The organism is Jeotgalibacillus sp. 10bf12 (genome assembly GCF_055597105.1).
Window position 1 is genome coordinate 1,725,001 of sequence record NZ_CP200276.1, and the last position, 18,348, is coordinate 1,743,348.

Genomic DNA, 18,348 nt, shown 5'->3' on the forward strand with positions numbered 1-18,348 from the left:
GGGCGACATAGTATCAGGTTGTAGACCCGAAACCAGGTGATCTACCCATGTCCAGGGTGAAGATGAGGTAACACTCATTGGAGGCCCGAACCCACGCACGTTGAAAAGTGCGGGGATGAGGTGTGGGTAGCGGAGAAATTCCAATCGAACCTGGAGATAGCTGGTTCTCTCCGAAATAGCTTTAGGGCTAGCCTCATGTAGTAAGAGTCTTGGAGGTAGAGCACTGTTTGGACTAGGGGCCCCAACGGGTTACCGAATTCAGACAAACTCCGAATGCCAAAGACTTATCCATGGGAGTCAGACTGCGAGTGATAAGATCCGTAGTCGAAAGGGAAACAGCCCAGACCACCAGCTAAGGTCCCCAAGTAATCGTTAAGTGGAAAAGGATGTGGGGTTGCTTAGACAACCAGGATGTTGGCTTAGAAGCAGCCATCATTTAAAGAGTGCGTAATAGCTCACTGGTCGAGTGACCCTGCGCCGAAAATGTACCGGGGCTAAACGATTCACCGAAGCTGTGGATGAATCTCTATGAGATTCGTGGTAGGAGAGCGTTCTAAGCGCTGTGAAGTCAGACCGGAAGGACTGGTGGAGTACTTAGAAGTGAGAATGCCGGTATGAGTAGCGAAAGAAGAGTGAGAATCTCTTCCACCGAATGCCTAAGGTTTCCTGAGGAAGGCTCGTCCGCTCAGGGTTAGTCGGGACCTAAGCCGAGGCCGATAGGCGTAGGCGATGGACAACAGGTTGATATTCCTGTACCACCAACACATCGTTTGAGTAATGGGGGGACGCAGGAGGATAGGAGAGCACGCCGTTGGTTGCGCGTGTTTAAGCAGTTAGGCAGGAAATGAGGTAAATCCCGTTTCCGCGTAAGCTGAGCTGTGATGACGAGGGAAATTAGTACCGAAGTCTTTGATTCCACACTGCCAAGAAAAGCCTCTAGCGAGATGCAAGGTGCCCGTACCGCAAACCGACACAGGTAGGCGAGGAGAGAATCCTAAGGTGAGCGAGTGAACTCTCGTTAAGGAACTCGGCAAAATGACCCCGTAACTTCGGGAGAAGGGGTGCTCTATTAGGGTGCAAGCCCGAGAGAGCCGCAGTGAATAGGCCCAGGCGACTGTTTAGCAAAAACACAGGTCTCTGCGAAACCGTAAGGTGAAGTATAGGGGCTGACACCTGCCCGGTGCTGGAAGGTTAAGAGGAGTGCTTAGCGCAAGCGAAGGTGCGAATTGAAGCCCCAGTAAACGGCGGCCGTAACTATAACGGTCCTAAGGTAGCGAAATTCCTTGTCGGGTAAGTTCCGACCCGCACGAAAGGTGCAACGATCTGGGCACTGTCTCAACGAGAGACTCGGTGAAATTATAGTACCTGTGAAGATGCAGGTTACCCGCGACAGGACGGAAAGACCCCGTGGAGCTTTACTGCAGCCTGATATTGAATTTTGGCACAGCTTGTACAGGATAGGTAGGAGCCTTAGAAACCGGAGCGCCAGCTTCGGTGGAGGCATTGGTGGGATACTACCCCGCTGTGTTGAACTTCTAACCCGCGGCCCTTATCGGGCCGGGAGACAGTGTCAGGCAGGCAGTTTGACTGGGGCGGTCGCCTCCTAAAGAGTAACGGAGGCGCCCAAAGGTTCCCTCAGAATGGTTGGAAATCATTCGAAGAGTGTAAAGGCATAAGGGAGCTTGACTGCGAGACCTACAAGTCGAGCAGGGTCGAAAGACGGGCTTAGTGATCCGGTGGTTCCGCATGGAAGGGCCATCGCTCAACGGATAAAAGCTACCCCGGGGATAACAGGCTTATCTCCCCCAAGAGTCCACATCGACGGGGAGGTTTGGCACCTCGATGTCGGCTCATCGCATCCTGGGGCTGTAGTCGGTCCCAAGGGTTGGGCTGTTCGCCCATTAAAGCGGTACGCGAGCTGGGTTCAGAACGTCGTGAGACAGTTCGGTCCCTATCCGTCGTGGGCGCAGGAAATTTGAGAGGAGCTGTCCTTAGTACGAGAGGACCGGGATGGACGCACCGCTGGTGTACCAGTTGTCATGCCAATGGCATCGCTGGGTAGCTATGTGCGGACGGGATAAGTGCTGAAAGCATCTAAGCATGAAGCCCCCCTCAAGATGAGATTTCCCACACGCAAGTGGTAAGATCCCTGAAAGATGATCAGGTAGATAGGTTCGAGGTGGAAGCATGGTGACATGTGCAGCTGACGAATACTAATCGATCGAGGACTTAACCAAATAGGTTGATTCTCGGAAAATCCCTTACTTTGATGAACGTATCCAGTTTTGAAGGCGCGAGCCTTTATAAGTCTAGTGATGAAAGCGAAGAGGTCACACCCGTTCCCATGCCGAACACGGAAGTTAAGCTCTTCAGCGCCGATGGTAGTTGGGGGTTTCCCCCTGTGAGAGTAGGACGTCGCTAGGCAACCTGAGTCTTCCCCTGAGTGGGAAGGCTTTTTTTGTGCTTTCAAAAATGCCTTTAAAGGACAGGATCCCAAGGACATCCACCGATAGAACAAGATCCCCCTCATAATATGGGACACGCGATTTCCTTCAATCTGAAAGTGATTCCCTCAATGCTGCGTTCAATTCCTTCAATTTCCGATTTGATTCCATTGATACTGATATTAATTCTTTCAATAGCCAAAACACCAGTCTGTATTCCTTCATTCCCTCACTTATTTCCATCACAAAGATCACCAATCCCATCAGGTATACAAATGATGCCATCATATCTCTAAACACAATTTAATTTATTTTTTAAAAGGTGAAATAGGTCTCAATTTCATATAGTTCCGTTTAAGGAGCTGGTGAACGGGTATCTTAATAAAGTGTAAGAAGATAACATCCATTATTGTAAAGGTGGTATGTATACGATGAGTAAAAAAGTATTGATGGTATTAACGAATACAAGTGAAATTGATAAGGATCATCCAACAGGGCTTTGGTTATCAGAGTTTGCTGAGCCTTATGTAGAATTTAAAAATAATGGTTACGATGTTACAGTGGTGAGCCCTAAAGGCGGAGGGATTCCACTTGATCCGAACAGTTTAGATGATGGTGAGAATCCTGCTGAGTGGAAGGAAGCTGAAGGAGAACTTCAGAATACCGAAAAGTTAGCAAACGTAGTATTTGAAAATTATGATGGAATCTTCCTGCCTGGTGGTCATGGAACGATGTTTGACTTACCAAATGAGCCACAGCTTCAGGATGCATTGTCACACTTTGCTGAAAATGATAAAGCGATCGGCGCTGTATGTCACGGACCGGCAGGTTTTGTAGATGTAGAGTTGTCAGATGGGACTTATTTAGTTAAAGGCAAAAAGATGACCGGCTTTACAGATGAAGAAGAAAAGGAAACAGGTCTTGATTCGCTCATGCCATTCCTGCTTCAGTCTAAGCTGGAAGAACAAGGCGCACACTTTGTCACGCAGGGTAACTGGGCTGAACATGTACTGACTGATGGAAAGTTTGTTACAGGACAGAATCCACAGTCCAGTCAAAAAGCTGCTGAGGCATTTGTAAAAGTATTATAATCGTATTGAAAAGGGCAAATCCTAACGGGTTTGCCTTTTTATAATATTAAATGCGAAAAAAGTGTGTTTGAAACCATTTTACTGGAAAATCGTATGATTAGATAAGGAGGGGTGAAAATGTACATCATTATAACAATCCTGGTTATTAGCATCGTGCTTTTCCTCTTATTTAACTGGTTAATGGGTTATAAAAAGGGAAACATCATTATTGATTTTGAAGAACGTTATTTCAACTTTAATGAATACATTGCAGCGATTAAAAAGAAGCTTGATGATGACGGAAGAGAAGTCTTTTATAAAGGAAATGGGAAGTTTCAGATCGATGGAAAAAATTATTTGTTCATTGAAAGAAATGTGAGCATGGGAGGTGTGCCGATTCAGCGGACAATCCTGAAGCTTGATGAATAGAAAAAGGAGTCTCGTTGATGAGGCTCCTTTTTACGTTAAAGCAGTTGTTCGAATACTTTTTGTACTGTTGTTCCTTCTTCAAATGAAATAAGATTAGCGGTTTCGCCGGTTGTAATGGCCTGATGAAAGGCTGTTAATAGGGAGCCTGAAGCAGAAGTTGCGCGTTGCTGGACGAGTGCAAGCGCCTGGTCTTTGTTGCCATACTTCAGTTCGCCCCACTGATCAAGAGATAACACGCCTTTTGTACCATAGATTCTGTAAGTGAGATCGTCTTTCATGCCAATTCCACTATGACCGTTGATTAACAATGGAATATAGCCGGCAGTTCCGAATGCAATGACGCTTGTTTCACTGTCAGTTTCATTGTCAGGGTATTGTGTTTCATTTGCAGAAAAAACGATTTTACCAAATAACCTGTTTGTTAGCTGAATAAAATGAGGTGTAATCTCTCTGATGAATCCCCCCTGCTCCCGCTTTGCGATCCAGTCGTTTTGCTGCCAGAAACGCGGCCATGTTTCAAATCTCATTGTAAGCTCGATTCTCTGGATTTCACCAATTTTTGATAATCTTTCTTTTAATAATGCCACTTCGTTACTGTAGTGAAGCGGGAAGTGAATCGCATTGATGACCTTAGCTGATTTGACAGACTCAGTCATTTCTTCAGCTTCTGTGATTGAATTTGCCAACGGCTTTTCACAGAGAATGGCGATACCACGTTTTGCAGCGAGGAGTGCATAGTGGTGGTGAAACTTAGGTGGAACAGCTATGTATAAGGCATCTAGTGCACCGTATTCAATCATCTCTTCAGCATCTGTATAGTGAATGGCTTTTAAAGCATGCTTTTGTGTCGTTTCTTTCATTAGATCTTTATTTACGTCACTGATGGCTGCTACGGTAAATCCCCCGTGTTGTTCAAATGCCGGGATCAGCCGCTGTCCTATAGCGCCAAGCCCGATGATTCCAATAGATAACTCCTTCATGATCTTCACTCCTGTGCATATGATAAGATAATTATATCACTTAGGCATACGAAGTAATGAAAAGTTAATGATTTGGGGAGTATTGTCCTTTACATTTTCAGTTAAGGCTAGTAGGATTGCTGTTAGGATTTGAAAATACCGGAAAAGAGGAGATTTCTTTTGCTTGAGAATAGCTTGGTTATGGTAGCGATCATATTTTCAATTAACATTTTTTATGTATCGTTTTTTACCATTCGGATGATTTTAACGTTAAAAGGATACCGCTATTATGCTGCAGGAGTCAGTATGGTAGAGGTCGTTATATATGTAGTAGGTCTTGGGCTTGTTCTCGATAACCTGAATGAGATTCAAAACCTGATTGCCTATGCAGTTGGTTATGGTTTAGGTGTCATTATTGGGATGAAGATTGAGGAGAAATTAGCGCTTGGTTATATTACAGTGAATGTGATTACAACTGATAATGGTCTTGAGCTTCCGAGAAAGCTGAGAGAGCTAGGTTATGGGGTGACAGACTGGGAAGCGAATGGTCTTGAGGGAGACCGGTTCGCAATGCAGATCCTGACGCCAAGAAAGTATGAGTTAAAACTATACGATAGAATTAAAGAAATTGATCCAAAGGCATTTATGATATCATATGAACCAAAAGCGATTCACGGCGGCTTCTGGGTGAAGAGTGTGAGAAGAAGAATGTCTCAGGAGGAAAAGAAAAATGAGCAAAAAGTGGTTTGATGTTGAGGAGCACGAGTCAATCGGAGACTGTCTCGACAGAATGGCGAAAGATGGGTACATGCCGGTCAGAAGAATGGAAGAACCGATATTTAAAGAAGTAAAAGATGGATCTTCTGTCAAAAAAGAACCAGTCAGACAGAAAATCAGATTTCAGGGTCAAAAAAGCGAACAATGAAATGTTCAGAAAATATAATGTTCGCTTTTGATGTTGACGTTCTAATGTCAGCTTGTTATGATAATTACGAAATCAATTGAATGAACGGCCTCATATAAAATCGGGAATATGGCCCGAAAGTTTCTACCCTGCACCGTAAATGACAGGACTATGAGGGAAAGAGTCAGGAGACCTGTATATTCTGCAGGTCCCCTGACATAAGTCAGCAGCTTTCCTTCATCCTTACTAATGAAGAAAAGCTGCTGACTTTTTTATTTTTTAAATGTAACCGACTTATTGAAAGATTTAATTCAGCTGGTGATTGGAGTGGAGGACGGAGACTCCCTCTCCAGGAAGGGACAGGTGAGACCATTCGTGGCACGGAGGGGCTTACCGCCCGGGGGCAGGAAAGCGGAGTCCTCCACGGAAATCAACAGCGGTTATAAAAGAAATAAACCCGGATGGAGTGAGAGGATGTCAGCACTGGTTAGCGTCATTATGGGAAGTACGTCAGACTGGCCATCAATGAAGAAAGCATGTGAAAAACTGGACGAGCTTAAGGTACCTTACGAAAAGCAGGTAGTCAGCGCTCATCGTACACCAGATCTTATGTTCACATTTGCAGAACAGGCAAGATCACGCGGAATCAAAGTGATCATTGCAGGAGCAGGCGGTGCAGCACACCTGCCCGGCATGGTAGCAGCGAAAACTACACTGCCTGTAATCGGTGTACCAATTCAGTCAAAGGCACTCAACGGACTGGATTCACTGCTATCAATCGCTCAAATGCCAGCCGGTGTTCCTGTTGCAACTGTTGCAATAGGGGATGCAGGTGCAGCAAATGCCGGTATTCTTGCAGCTCAGATGCTTTCATCATTTGATGACGAACTGGCTGAGAGAATTGCTGAGATGAGAAAGAAGAGTGAAGAAAAAGTACTTGAAAGCAGTGGTGATCTTGTATGAAGCAAATGATTCTTCCCCCTGCAGTGATCGGCATTATCGGCGGCGGACAGCTTGGCAGAATGATGGCACTGGCTGCAAAGGAAGCAGGCTTTCGGATTGCAGTGCTTGATCCATCTGAAAATGGACCATGTGCGCAGGTTGCTGATTATACAATTCAGACCGCTTATGACGATGAAAAAGGATTAGCGGAACTCGCTGAATTAAGTGACGTTATCACCTATGAATTTGAGAACATAGACTATGAATCTTTAAAGCGTTTAACAGAAAAAGCTCACGTGCCTCAGGGTGCTGAACTCATCAGAATCACACAAAATCGTCAGTTTGAAAAGGATACACTGACAAAAGCAGATGTTCCGACTGCTTCTTATCAAATCATAGAAAACGAACAACAATTATATGATATGATAGGAACGTTCGTTTTTCCGATGTTATTGAAGACAATTACCGGTGGGTACGATGGTAAAGGTCAGGTAAAGCTTGAGAATGAAGATGATCTTGCAGAAGCAGCAAAGTTAGTTCAAAACAATGGTACATGTATATTAGAAGCTTTTGTTGATTTTGACTGTGAGATCTCAGTGATCATTCATCGCAATGAAAAAGGCGACACCGTCACACAGCCAATTGCTGAAAATATTCATGAGCATCAGATACTCCATACGTCTATTGTTCCTGCAAGAGTGAGTGATGAAGTAAAAGCGGATGCGATCAGGCTGGCTGGCCAGGTAGCAGATGAACTGAAGCTTGTTGGTACACTCGCTGTTGAGATGTTTGTTGGAAAAAATGGAGAGCTTTACGTGAATGAGCTTGCTCCAAGACCGCATAATTCAGGTCACTATTCAATAGAAGCAAGTTCTTCATCACAATTTCATCAGCATATCAGAACAATTGCGAATTGGCCGCTTGCATCATCAGATCTTTTGAAGCCGGCTGTCATGGTGAATTTACTCGGACAGCACGTTGAACCGGCGCTGAATGCCATCGCGCATTACCCGAACTGGTCACTTCATTTATACGGGAAAGACGAAGCGAAAACTAACAGGAAAATGGGGCATATCACAATACTGACAGATGATATTGAAAAGACGCTGAAAGAAATTAAAGCATCAGGCGTCTGGACCCCTGCAGTCAAGGAGGCACAACGATGATTGAACGTTATACGCGACCTGAAATGGGTGCGATTTGGACTGAGCAGAACCGCTTTGAAGCATGGCTTGAAGTTGAAATTCTGGCATGTGAAGCATGGTCAGAGCTTGGTGATATTCCAAAAGAGGATGTAAAGAAAATCCGCGAGAACGCATCATTTGATGTAGAACGCATTAAAGCAATCGAAGAAGAAACGCGTCACGACGTAGTGGCATTTACAAGAGCAGTCTCAGAGACGCTTGGTGACGAAAAGAAGTGGGTACATTACGGACTGACGTCAACAGACGTTGTCGATACTGCACTTTCTTATCTGCTTAGACAGGCAAATGAAATCCTGCTTGCAGATCTTGAGCGTTTTGTAGAGATTTTAGCTGAGAAAGCAAAAGAACATAAAGACACAGTGATGATGGGCCGTACACACGGTGTCCATGCTGAACCGACGACTTTCGGTTTAAAACTTGCACTCTGGTATGAAGAGATGAAGCGTAACCTTGACCGCTTCAAACGCGCAGCAGATGGTGTTGAATTCGGCAAAATGTCAGGTGCAGTTGGTACTTATGCAAATATCGATCCTTTCGTTGAATCGTATGTATGTGAAAAACTTGGCTTAACACCGGCACCAGTTTCTACCCAGACACTGCAGCGCGACCGTCACGCAGATTACATGGCAACACTTGCGCTGATCGCAACATCAATTGAAAAGTTTGCTGTTGAAGTACGCAGCCTGCAAAAGAGTGAAACACGTGAAGTGGAAGAATTCTTTGCAAAAGGGCAAAAAGGATCTTCAGCAATGCCGCATAAACGAAATCCGATTGGCTCTGAAAATATGACTGGACTTGCACGCCTGATCAGGGGTTACATGCAGACAGCGTATGAAAACGTTCCGTTATGGCATGAGCGCGATATCTCACATTCATCTGCAGAACGCGTGATTCTGCCGGATGCAACGATCGCACTGAATTACATGCTGAACCGTTTCGGTAACATCGTCAAAAACCTTACAGTATTCCCTGAAAACATGAAGCGTAACATGGACCGCACACTAGGTCTGATCTACTCACAGCGCGTATTGCTCGCACTGATCGACAAAGGCCTGTCACGCGAAGAAGCGTATGACACTGTGCAGCCAAAAGCAATGGAAGCATGGGAAAAGCAGGTACACTTCCGTGAGCTCGTTGAAGCGGAAGAGAAAATCACTTCAAAACTGTCTCCGGCAGAAATTGAAGACTGCTTTGATTACACTTACCACCTGCAGCACGTAGATACGGTGTTTAAGCGTATCGGACTTTTATAAGTTTTACTTAAATAAAGAAGCAGTTACTTTCTAATTCGTATATCGTCTATTTTACACTTTGAGTTGATCGGAGTGTAAGGCGGCGACTCCTGCGGGATGTGACGGACAGCTGAGACCCCGGAAGGCGAAGCCTGAGGAGGCTCAGCGCCGTCCCCGCGGAAAGCGTCCGCCTGAAACGGAGATCAGCGGCAACAAGACCTTATCTGAAATAATCCCAATATTCCGACATTCGAAAGGATGAAATCGATTTGAAAAAAGAACAGCTCCTCTACGAAGGCAAAGCAAAACGACTCTATCAGACAGATCAAAAAGACGTTCTATGGATTGAATATAAAGACTCAGCAACTGCATTCAACGGTGAAAAGAAAGAAACGATCACCGGTAAAGGTGTGCTGAATAACCTGATCACCAGCCTTCTTTTTGAAAAACTGAAAGCTGAAGGCATTGAGTCCCACTTTATTAAAAAGATTTCTGATCATGAGCAGCTTGTGAAGGCAGTTGAGATCATTCCGATTGAAGTCGTTGTCAGAAGTACAGTAGCAGGAACGCTTGCGAAGCGGATTGGTCTGGATGAGGGAACAAAGCTTCCAAAAACAATTGTGGAGTGGTATTACAAGGACGATGATCTCGGTGATCCGCTGATTAATGAAGATCACATCGAAGTTCTCGGACTTGCTTCAGCTGAAGAGCTGACACTTTTAAAAGAAAAAGGACTGCAGGTAAATGAGGTCATGACAGCATTTTTCAAAGAGATCGGTCTTGATTTAATCGACTTCAAGCTTGAGTTTGGCCGTGATGAAAACGGACAGGTGCTGCTTGCTGATGAGATTTCACCAGATACATGCAGACTTTGGGATATTAAAACTGGCGAGAAAATGGATAAAGATGTGTTCAGACGGAATCTTGGAAGTCTGACAGAAGCTTATGAAAAGGTATTAAACCGACTGGGAGGCGTCAAATCATGATAAAAGTTAAAGTTCATGTAACGTTAAGAGAGAGTGTACTTGATCCGCAGGGAACAGCAGTAAAGAATTCACTTCATGCAATGGATTATCACGAAGTGCAGGATGTACGAATCGGAAAATACCTTGAGCTGTTAATCGAACCGTCTGATCGTCCGATTGAAGACACAGTGAAAGAAATGTGCGAGAAGCTGCTCGCAAATACAGTTATTGAGAACTATGAGTTTGAAGTGGAGGAGGCCGTTACACAATGAAGTTTGCGGTCATCGTATTTCCGGGATCAAACTGTGACATTGACATGTACCATGCAGTAAAGGATGAGCTTGGTGAGGAAGTTGAATACGTCTGGCATGATGAAGCTGACTTAAGTCAGTTTGACGGCGTGTTACTGCCTGGCGGGTTCTCTTATGGAGATTATCTTCGCTCAGGGTCTATTGCACGCTTTTCAAATGTGATGAGTGAGGTCGTGAAAGCGGCTGAAGAAGGTAAACCTGTTCTTGGCGTATGTAATGGATTTCAGATTCTGCTTGAAGCAGGACTGCTGCCTGGCGCCATGCTTCGCAACCAGGGACTGAAGTTTATCTGCCGTCCTGTCGAACTTGAAGTTGTCAATAACGAAACCATGTTTACACAAGCCTATCAGGAAAATGAGCGGATCACAGTGCCAGTCGCACACGGCGAAGGGAATTATTTCTGCGACGAGGAAACATTGAAGCAGCTTGAAGCAAACGGCCAGATCGCTTTCCGTTATGCAGATAATCCAAATGGCAGCCTGCTTTCAATTGCAGGGATCACGAATGAAAAAGGAAATGTCCTTGGCATGATGCCTCACCCTGAACGTGCAGTGGACGAGCTGTTAGGCAGTGCAGATGGACTTAAATTGTTTCAATCAATCGTAAAACACTGGAGGGACTCTCATGTCGTTAATGCTTGAACCGGCACAACAGCAAATTAAGGATGAGAAAATCTATCGTGAAATGGGGCTGACTGATGAGGAATTCAGCCTTGTAGAGGGTATCCTTGGCAGATTGCCTAACTATACAGAGCTTGGATTATTTTCAGTCATGTGGTCAGAGCACTGCAGCTATAAAAATTCTAAGCCCCTTTTAAAGAAATTCCCTGTAACAGGTGAACAGGTACTTCAGGGACCGGGAGAAGGAGCTGGCATTGTTGATATTGGAGACGGCCAGGCAGTGGCATTCAAAATCGAGAGTCATAATCACCCATCTGCCATCGAACCTTACCAGGGTGCGGCAACAGGTGTTGGCGGGATTATACGTGACGTATTTTCAATGGGAGCTAGACCCATTGCGATACTCAATTCCCTACGCTTTGGAGAACTGGATTCTCCTCGTGTTCGGTACTTATTTGAGCAGGTAGTAGCAGGAATCGCAGGCTATGGAAACTGTATCGGCATTCCGACAGTCGGTGGTGAAGTTCAGTTTGACAAATCATATGACGGCAACCCGCTGGTTAATGCCATGTGTGTCGGGCTGATCAATCATGATGAGATCCAGAAAGGTCAGGCAAAAGGTCTCGGCAATACCGTAATGTATGTTGGTGCTAAGACGGGCCGCGATGGCATTCACGGTGCGACGTTTGCATCGGAGGAATTAACAGAGGATTCAGATGAGAAACGCCCTGCAGTACAGGTAGGGGATCCATTTATGGAGAAGCTTCTGCTTGAAGCGTGCCTTGAACTGATTAAAAATGATGCGCTGATCGGTATTCAGGATATGGGAGCAGCCGGTCTGACAAGTTCATCAGCTGAAATGGCAAGTAAAGCAGGTTCAGGTATCGAAATGAATCTTGATCTTGTTCCTCAGCGTGAGACAGGCATGTCAGCTTATGAAATGATGCTCTCTGAATCACAGGAGCGTATGCTGATCGTGATTGAAAAGGGTCGTGAAGCAGAAATTCAGGAGCTGTTCCACAAGTACGATCTGGATGCAGTAGCAGTTGGAACTGTAACAGACGATAAGCGTCTTCGCCTTGTTCATGAAGGAAATGTCGTGGCAGATGTACCAGTTGATGCACTTGCTGAAGATGCACCAGTGTATCATAAGCCGTCTAAAGAACCTGCTTACTATCGTGAATTCCAGGAGATTGAAAATGCAGAGCCTGAAGTTGAAAACGTTGAAGAAACACTGCATTCACTTTTAAAACAGCCGACAATCGCGAGTAAAGAGTGGGTATATGATCAGTATGACTATCAGGTGCGCACAAATACGGTTGTAACGCCTGGATCTGATGCAGCAGTCCTACGTATCCGCGGCACTGAAAAGGCGCTGGCGATGACAACAGACTGCAATTCGCGCTATCTGTATCTTGACCCTGAGACAGGCGGGAAAATTGCGGTGGCAGAAGCTGCACGTAATATTGTCTGCTCTGGCGGACGTCCACTTGCGATTACAGACTGCCTGAACTTTGGCAGCCCTGATAAGCCGGAGATCTTCTGGCAGATGGAAAAATCCGTGGATGGCATGAGTGAAGCCTGCCGCGTGCTGAATGCACCGGTTATTGGTGGAAACGTATCCCTATATAACGAAACAAACGGTACGGCAGTCTACCCGACACCGGTTGTCGGTATGGTCGGACTGATTGAAAACCTTGAGCATATTACAACGCAAAGCTTTAAAAAGGCAGGAGATGCCGTCTATCTGATTGGTGAGACGAAAACTGAATTTGGCGGCAGTGAACTGCAAAAGCTGACTGCAGGAGAGATTTCAGGTAAAGCACCTGAGCTAGATCTTACAACAGAGCTTGATCGTCAGGAAAAGGTACTGGGAGCGATCAAACAGGGGCTTGTACAATCAGCACATGACCTTGCTGAAGGCGGTCTTGCAGTAGCGCTTGCTGAATCAGCATTCGGGTCAGGTCTTGGTGTGACAGCTGAAACAACAGGATCTGTCATAACTGAACTTTTCAGCGAAACGCAGTCAAGATTCTTAATCAGCGTAAAGCCTGAGAATCAAAAAGCCTTTGAGGCGCAGACAGGCGCAAAGAAAATCGGTGAAGTAACAGTACAGCCTGTATTAAAAGTTGTGCATGACGGAGCAGCTGTGATTGACCAGCCAGTTGAAAAATTTGAAGAGAGCTGGAGAGGAGCAATACCATGCTTGCTGAATTAAAAGGATTAAATGAAGAATGTGGTGTATTTGGCGTCTGGGGCCACGAACAGGCTGCACAGATGACGTATTACGCACTTCAAAGCTTACAGCACCGCGGTCAGGAAGGAGCGGGTATCGCTGCAACTGACGGGGAAAACTTATCTTTCTCAAAAGGTGAGGGGCTAGTAACTGAAGTATTTAACCAGGAAATGCTTTCTGAGCTAAAAGGACACGGAGCAATCGGTCACGTCCGCTATGCAACAGCAGGAGGCGGCGGTTATGAAAATGTTCAGCCGCTCGTCTTCCGCTCACAAAGCGGCACACTGACACTTGCCCATAATGGTAACCTGGTTAACGCAAATCAATTAAAGCATCAGCTTGAGCGTCAGGGAAGCATCCTTCAGACAACTTCTGATACAGAAGTGCTTGCCCACCTGATTAAAAGAAGCGGGTATGCCTCACTTGAAGAACGTGTGAAAAATGCACTGACCATGTTAAAAGGTGCATATGCATTTGTGATTATGACTGAAACTGAATTAATGGTGGCGCTTGATCCACATGGTTTAAGACCACTCACACTTGCTAAAGTTGGTAACGGGTATGCAGTGGCATCTGAGACATGTGCATTTGACATTATCGGTGCAGAAGTCATCCGTTCCGTAGAACCTGGAGAGCTTTTAATCATTAATGATGAAGGTATCCGCTCAGAGCGTTTTTCATATGCGACAAACCGTGCAATCTGTTCAATGGAGTATATTTATTTCTCAAGACCTGACAGTGATATTGACGGAATTAATATTCACTCAGCAAGAAAGCGTCTTGGCAGGCAGCTTGCGCAGGAATTCCCGATTGAAGCAGATGTCGTAACAGGGGTGCCGGACTCAAGTATTTCAGCAGCAATCGGCTACGCAGAGGAAGCATCGATCCCTTATGAAATGGGACTGATTAAGAACCGTTATATCGGGCGTACATTTATCCAGCCTTCTCAGGAACTTCGTGAGCAGGGTGTGAAAATGAAGCTATCACCAGTAAGAGGTGTGGTTGAAGGTAAGCGGGTTGTCATGGTGGATGACTCGATCGTCCGCGGAACGACAAGCCGCCGGATCGTGAAAATGCTAAAAGAAGCAGGAGCGACAGAAGTACACGTCGTGATCAGTTCGCCGCCGATTAAGAATCCATGTTTTTATGGCATTGATACAAGCAGTCATGAGGAACTGATTGCATCTAAGCATTCAGTTGAGGAGATCCGCCAGCAGATTGGTGCTGATTCTCTATCGTTTTTAAGTGTAGAAGGTCTTGTGAAAGCAGTCGGACGTGATGATGAAGGTGAAAACCGAGGGCACTGCCTTGCATGCTTTACAGGAAAGTATCCAACTGAAATCTACCCTGACACACTTCACCCGTATGAAAAAGAATTATCGCATTAATCTTTGATTATCACGATGATTAAAACGATAGAAGGCATTGAATTCAAAGAGAGAATTTCTTATGTCTACAGCGTAGATCGCAGTGGAAGGGGGCGACTCCTGTGGCAGTGAGGGACGTGTGGGACCGGGCATGGCGCAGCCTGCAGGCTCACCACCCGGCCGCGAAGTCCCCCTTTAACGAAGATCGTACGTCAATATACTAAGACCCAACAGCGTATTCAAGGAGGAACAATTCATGTCTGATGCCTACAAACAGGCCGGAGTTAATATCGAAGCAGGATACGAAGCAGTAGAACGGATGAAAAAACACGTTAAGCGTACAGAACGTGCGGGTATCATGGGCGCATTCGGTGGATTTGGCGGCATGTTTGACCTGTCAGCACTGAACTATAAAGAACCAGTACTGATCTCAGGAACAGACGGCGTCGGTACTAAGCTGAAGCTTGCGTTTGCAATGGATAAGCATGACACAATTGGTATAGACTGTGTCGCAATGTGTGTGAATGATATTGCCGCTCAGGGTGCAGAGCCGCTGTATTTCCTTGATTACCTTGCAGTCGGTAAAGCAGAACCTGAAAAGATTGAGCAGCTGGTAAAGGGAATTGCGGATGCGTGTGTGGATTCAGGCTGTGCGCTAATCGGCGGGGAAACTGCTGAAATGCCTGGCATGTATGAAGAGGATGAATACGATATGGCAGGATTTGCAGTAGGTGCAGCTGAAAAAAGCCAGATCATAACCGGTGAAGCGATTCAGCCGGGTGATGTCATCATCGGCCTGCCATCCAGTGGCATCCATAGTAACGGTTTTTCACTGGTACGCAAAGTACTTCTTGAACAGAAGCAGATGCAGCTGACAGATCGTCCGGACGGTTTTAAGCACACACTTGGTGAAGTATTATTGACGCCGACCCGCCTGTACCCAAAAGCTGTAAAAACAGCACTCGCTGCAGGTGAAGTTACGGGAATGGCGCATATCACTGGAGGCGGATTCTATGAGAACCTTCCACGTATGCTGCCTGAAGGTACATCGATCGAAGTAATGAATAACAGCTGGCCTGTGCTTCCGGTATTTGATCTGATTCAAAAGGCAGGAGATTTTACAGATCAGGAAATGTTCAGCGTATTTAATATGGGGATCGGCTTTGTATTTGCCGTCCGTCCTGATTACGCAGCAGCGGTTCAGAGAAAGCTTGCCGATTCAGGTGAAGAGAGCTTTGAGATCGGCCGTGTGACAGCTGAAAATGGAAAGAAGGTAACCATCTATGAGTGACATTAAATTTGCTGTATTTGCATCAGGAAGCGGAAGTAACTTTGAAGCAATCGCACAGGCAGTTCGCGACGGCAGATTAAAGGGCTCACTCGTGTTACTTGTAACAGATAAGCCTGGTGCATTTGCAGTTAATCGTGCAGAAGCATTAGGCATTGATGTCTGCGCACTGAGTCCGAAAGAATTTTCATCAAAAGCTGAATACGAGACAGCAATCCTTGAAATGCTTCATGAAAAAGAAGTAGAATGGCTGGTATTAGCAGGGTATATGAGACTCATCGGATCTGTCCTTCTTCAGGCCTATCCAAAGCGTATTGTGAACGTCCATCCATCACTTCTTCCTGCTTTCCCGGGAAAAGATGCACTCGGACAGGCGATCGACAGTGGCATGAAAGTAACAGGTGTCACGATTCATTACGTGGATGAAGGAATGGATACAGGCCCTGTCATTGTACAGGAGCCATTTAAAATTCCTGATGGTTGGGAAAGAGAAGAGATTGAAAAGGTGATTCACGGGATTGAACACCGCCTTTACCCTGAAACACTTAATCAGCTATTTGCTGAAGCATTGGAGGAAACAAAATGACTAAACGTGCGTTAATCAGTGTATCTGAAAAAGCAGGTATCGTAGAATTTGCAGAACAGCTGCAGGCACTTGGCTATGAAATCCTTTCAACAGGCGGGACAAAAACACTGCTTGCTGATAATGGAGTTGAAGTAAAAGGTGTCGATGAAGTAACCGGTTTTCCTGAAATCCTTGAAGGACGTGTGAAAACACTTCACCCATCTATTCACGGAGGGCTTCTTGCAAAGCAGGATCAGCCGGATCACCAGCGCCAGCTTAAGGAGCAGGGGATTGAAGCGATTGACCTTGTGTGTGTAAATCTTTATCCATTCCAGCAGACGATTGCAAAGCCTAATGTATCATTTGAAGATGCTGTTGAAAATATTGATATCGGCGGACCAACTATGCTGCGCGCCGCTGCTAAAAACCATGCATATTTAACAGTGGTTGTTGATTCAGAGGATTATGAAAAGGTCATTGAGGAATTAAAGGCAGGCGGCGTATCTCCTGAGTTTAAAAAGCGTCTTGCTGCAAAAGTGTTCCGCCATACTGCAGCTTATGATGCTTATATCGCACAGTACTTAACAGAGGAATCTGGTGAAGAAAATCCTGAGCGAATCACGGTGACGTATGAGCGTAAGCAGGATCTGCGCTATGGTGAGAACCCTCACCAGAAAGCAGCATTCTACCGCAATCCGCTCGGCTCTGAATTCTCAATCGCACATGCGCGCCAGCACCACGGAAAAGAGCTTTCTTACAACAATATTAAAGATGCTGATGCAGCCCTTCAGATCGTAAAAGACTTTGATCAGGCAGCAGCTGTTGCAGTAAAGCATATGAATCCATGTGGAGTAGGCACCGGTGAAAGCCCTCAGGAAGCTTTCCAGAGAGCCTTTGAAGCGGATTCCACGTCAATCTTTGGCGGTATTGTTGCATTTAACCGCGGTGTTAATAAGGAAACGGCTGAAAAGCTGGCTGATATTTTTCTTGAGATCGTGATTGCACCTGCATTTTCAGAGGATGCACTTGAGATTCTCACGAAAAAGAAAAACATCAGACTGCTGACTGTTCCGTTTGACCGTCACTTAAAGCATGAACATATCTACACTTCAGTTGAAGGCGGTCTGCTTGTTCAGGATCAGGATCGTTACACACTTGAGGATGCGGATCTGAAAGTTGTTACAAAGCGTGAGCCAACTGAAGAGGAATGGACAGCAATGAAAACTGCCTGGAAGGTGGTGAAGCACGTTAAGTCGAATGCGATCGTCGTTGCTGAGCAGCATATGACGCTTGGAATTGGCGCAGGTCAGATGAACCGTGTCGGCGCAGCTAAGATTGCACTGGAACAGGCAGGCGACCGCGCACAGGGAGCTGCACTTGCTTCTGATGCCTTCTTCCCAATGAATGATACGGTTGAAGCAGCGGCTAAAGCCGGTATCACAGCGATTATTCAAACGGGTGGATCGATCAAGGATGAGGATTCCATTAAGAAAGCCGATGAATATGGCATTGCCATGGTCATGACAGGCGTACGTCATTTTAAGCACTAATTAGCATGAGTGAAACTTTTCTATTTGCGTAAGAGGTCCATGTCAAAGCCGCTTACAGAATATTTTTAGCCGGCTTCTTTTTGAGGCCGGCTCTTTTTGAATATCACTTTATAGGTTGGCTGATGATTTCCGCTTCAGGGGGACGCTTTCCGCGGCCGGGCGGTGAGCCAGCAGGCTTCGCCATGCTCTGTCTCACCTGTCCCTTCCTGCCGCAGGAGTCGCCCCCTTACGCTCCAATCACCAGCTGTGAAAAAACAATCA

General features: G+C 45.8%; 17 protein-coding genes, 2 rRNA genes and 1 riboswitch (1 of these 20 only partly in view). Of the genes, 17 read left to right on the forward strand and 2 right to left on the reverse strand.

Features of this window, described 5'->3' with window-relative positions; genetic code table 11:
* Both DH10bf12_RS09055 and rrf read left to right on the forward strand, forming a co-directional pair.
* A 23S ribosomal RNA gene (locus DH10bf12_RS09055) occupies window positions 1–2,237 on the forward strand (it extends 686 nt beyond the left edge of the window).
* Between the two features lie 71 nt (window positions 2,238–2,308).
* Window positions 2,309–2,424: ribosomal RNA gene (gene rrf, locus DH10bf12_RS09060) — 5S ribosomal RNA — on the forward strand.
* Between the two features lie 128 nt (window positions 2,425–2,552).
* On the opposite strand, the gene DH10bf12_RS09065 is transcribed toward rrf, so the two are convergent.
* Window positions 2,553–2,729, reverse strand: coding sequence for a hypothetical protein (locus tag DH10bf12_RS09065; protein ID WP_471735009.1), 177 nt, complete (start codon window positions 2,727–2,729; stop codon window positions 2,553–2,555).
* Window positions 2,730–2,875: 146 nt separating this feature from the next.
* Between DH10bf12_RS09065 and DH10bf12_RS09070 the strand changes: the two genes are divergently transcribed.
* Together DH10bf12_RS09070 and DH10bf12_RS09075 are read left to right on the forward strand one after the other, a co-directional pair.
* Entirely contained in the window at window positions 2,876–3,535 is a 660-nt protein-coding gene (locus tag DH10bf12_RS09070; RefSeq protein WP_471735010.1) for a type 1 glutamine amidotransferase domain-containing protein, read from the forward strand.
* A gap of 117 nt (window positions 3,536–3,652) precedes the next feature.
* A complete protein-coding gene (locus DH10bf12_RS09075; protein WP_471735011.1) occupies window positions 3,653–3,943 on the forward strand; it encodes a hypothetical protein in 291 nt (96 codons plus the stop codon).
* Window positions 3,944–3,978: 35 nt separating this feature from the next.
* On the opposite strand, the gene DH10bf12_RS09080 is transcribed toward DH10bf12_RS09075, so the two are convergent.
* Window positions 3,979–4,923, reverse strand: a complete 945-nt coding sequence (locus DH10bf12_RS09080; RefSeq protein WP_471735012.1) for a Gfo/Idh/MocA family protein — start codon at window positions 4,921–4,923, stop codon at window positions 3,979–3,981.
* Between the two features lie 159 nt (window positions 4,924–5,082).
* On the opposite strand from DH10bf12_RS09080, the gene DH10bf12_RS09085 reads away from it, so the two are divergent.
* The 13 genes from DH10bf12_RS09085 (at window position 5,083) to purH (ending at window position 18,087) form a co-directional block, all read left to right on the forward strand.
* A complete protein-coding gene (locus DH10bf12_RS09085) occupies window positions 5,083–5,652 on the forward strand; it encodes a DUF2179 domain-containing protein (protein WP_404408215.1) in 570 nt (189 codons plus the stop codon).
* A complete protein-coding gene (locus DH10bf12_RS09090; RefSeq protein ID WP_471735013.1) occupies window positions 5,633–5,827 on the forward strand; it encodes an NETI motif-containing protein in 195 nt (64 codons plus the stop codon). The genes DH10bf12_RS09085 and DH10bf12_RS09090 overlap by 20 nt, the downstream gene beginning before the upstream one ends.
* Window positions 5,828–5,897: 70 nt before the next feature.
* Window positions 5,898–5,998: riboswitch (purine riboswitch) on the forward strand.
* 282 nt (window positions 5,999–6,280) lie between these two features.
* Window positions 6,281–6,769, forward strand: coding sequence for a 5-(carboxyamino)imidazole ribonucleotide mutase (gene purE, locus DH10bf12_RS09095; RefSeq protein ID WP_471735014.1), 489 nt, complete (start codon window positions 6,281–6,283; stop codon window positions 6,767–6,769).
* Entirely contained in the window at window positions 6,766–7,914 is a 1,149-nt protein-coding gene (gene purK / locus DH10bf12_RS09100) for a 5-(carboxyamino)imidazole ribonucleotide synthase (RefSeq protein WP_471735015.1), read from the forward strand. The genes purE and purK overlap by 4 nt, the downstream gene beginning before the upstream one ends.
* Complete coding sequence (gene purB / locus DH10bf12_RS09105; RefSeq protein WP_471735016.1) at window positions 7,911–9,206, forward strand: adenylosuccinate lyase; 1,296 nt, start codon at window positions 7,911–7,913, stop codon at window positions 9,204–9,206. Before purK ends, purB begins: the two co-directional genes overlap by 4 nt.
* Window positions 9,207–9,454: 248 nt before the next feature.
* Entirely contained in the window at window positions 9,455–10,171 is a 717-nt protein-coding gene (gene purC, locus DH10bf12_RS09110; RefSeq protein ID WP_471735017.1) for a phosphoribosylaminoimidazolesuccinocarboxamide synthase, read from the forward strand.
* Window positions 10,168–10,422 (forward strand): phosphoribosylformylglycinamidine synthase subunit PurS, encoded by a 255-nt coding sequence (gene purS, locus DH10bf12_RS09115; protein ID WP_471735018.1) that lies wholly within the window; start codon window positions 10,168–10,170, stop codon window positions 10,420–10,422. Before purC ends, purS begins: the two co-directional genes overlap by 4 nt.
* Window positions 10,419–11,102, forward strand: coding sequence for a phosphoribosylformylglycinamidine synthase subunit PurQ (purQ, locus tag DH10bf12_RS09120; RefSeq protein WP_471735019.1), 684 nt, complete (start codon window positions 10,419–10,421; stop codon window positions 11,100–11,102). The genes purS and purQ overlap by 4 nt, the downstream gene beginning before the upstream one ends.
* Window positions 11,086–13,299, forward strand: coding sequence for a phosphoribosylformylglycinamidine synthase subunit PurL (gene purL, locus DH10bf12_RS09125; RefSeq protein ID WP_471735020.1), 2,214 nt, complete (start codon window positions 11,086–11,088; stop codon window positions 13,297–13,299). The genes purQ and purL overlap by 17 nt, the downstream gene beginning before the upstream one ends.
* A complete protein-coding gene (purF, locus tag DH10bf12_RS09130; RefSeq protein WP_471735021.1) occupies window positions 13,284–14,705 on the forward strand; it encodes an amidophosphoribosyltransferase in 1,422 nt (473 codons plus the stop codon). Before purL ends, purF begins: the two co-directional genes overlap by 16 nt.
* Before the next feature lie 235 nt (window positions 14,706–14,940).
* Window positions 14,941–15,975 (forward strand): phosphoribosylformylglycinamidine cyclo-ligase, encoded by a 1,035-nt coding sequence (purM, locus tag DH10bf12_RS09135; protein WP_471735022.1) that lies wholly within the window; start codon window positions 14,941–14,943, stop codon window positions 15,973–15,975.
* A complete protein-coding gene (gene purN / locus DH10bf12_RS09140; RefSeq protein WP_471735023.1) occupies window positions 15,968–16,558 on the forward strand; it encodes a phosphoribosylglycinamide formyltransferase in 591 nt (196 codons plus the stop codon). Before purM ends, purN begins: the two co-directional genes overlap by 8 nt.
* On the forward strand, window positions 16,555–18,087 hold the full coding sequence (gene purH / locus DH10bf12_RS09145; RefSeq protein ID WP_471735024.1) for a bifunctional phosphoribosylaminoimidazolecarboxamide formyltransferase/IMP cyclohydrolase: 1,533 nt from the start codon (window positions 16,555–16,557) through the stop codon (window positions 18,085–18,087). Before purN ends, purH begins: the two co-directional genes overlap by 4 nt.
* The last annotated feature ends 261 nt before the right edge of the window (window positions 18,088–18,348 follow it).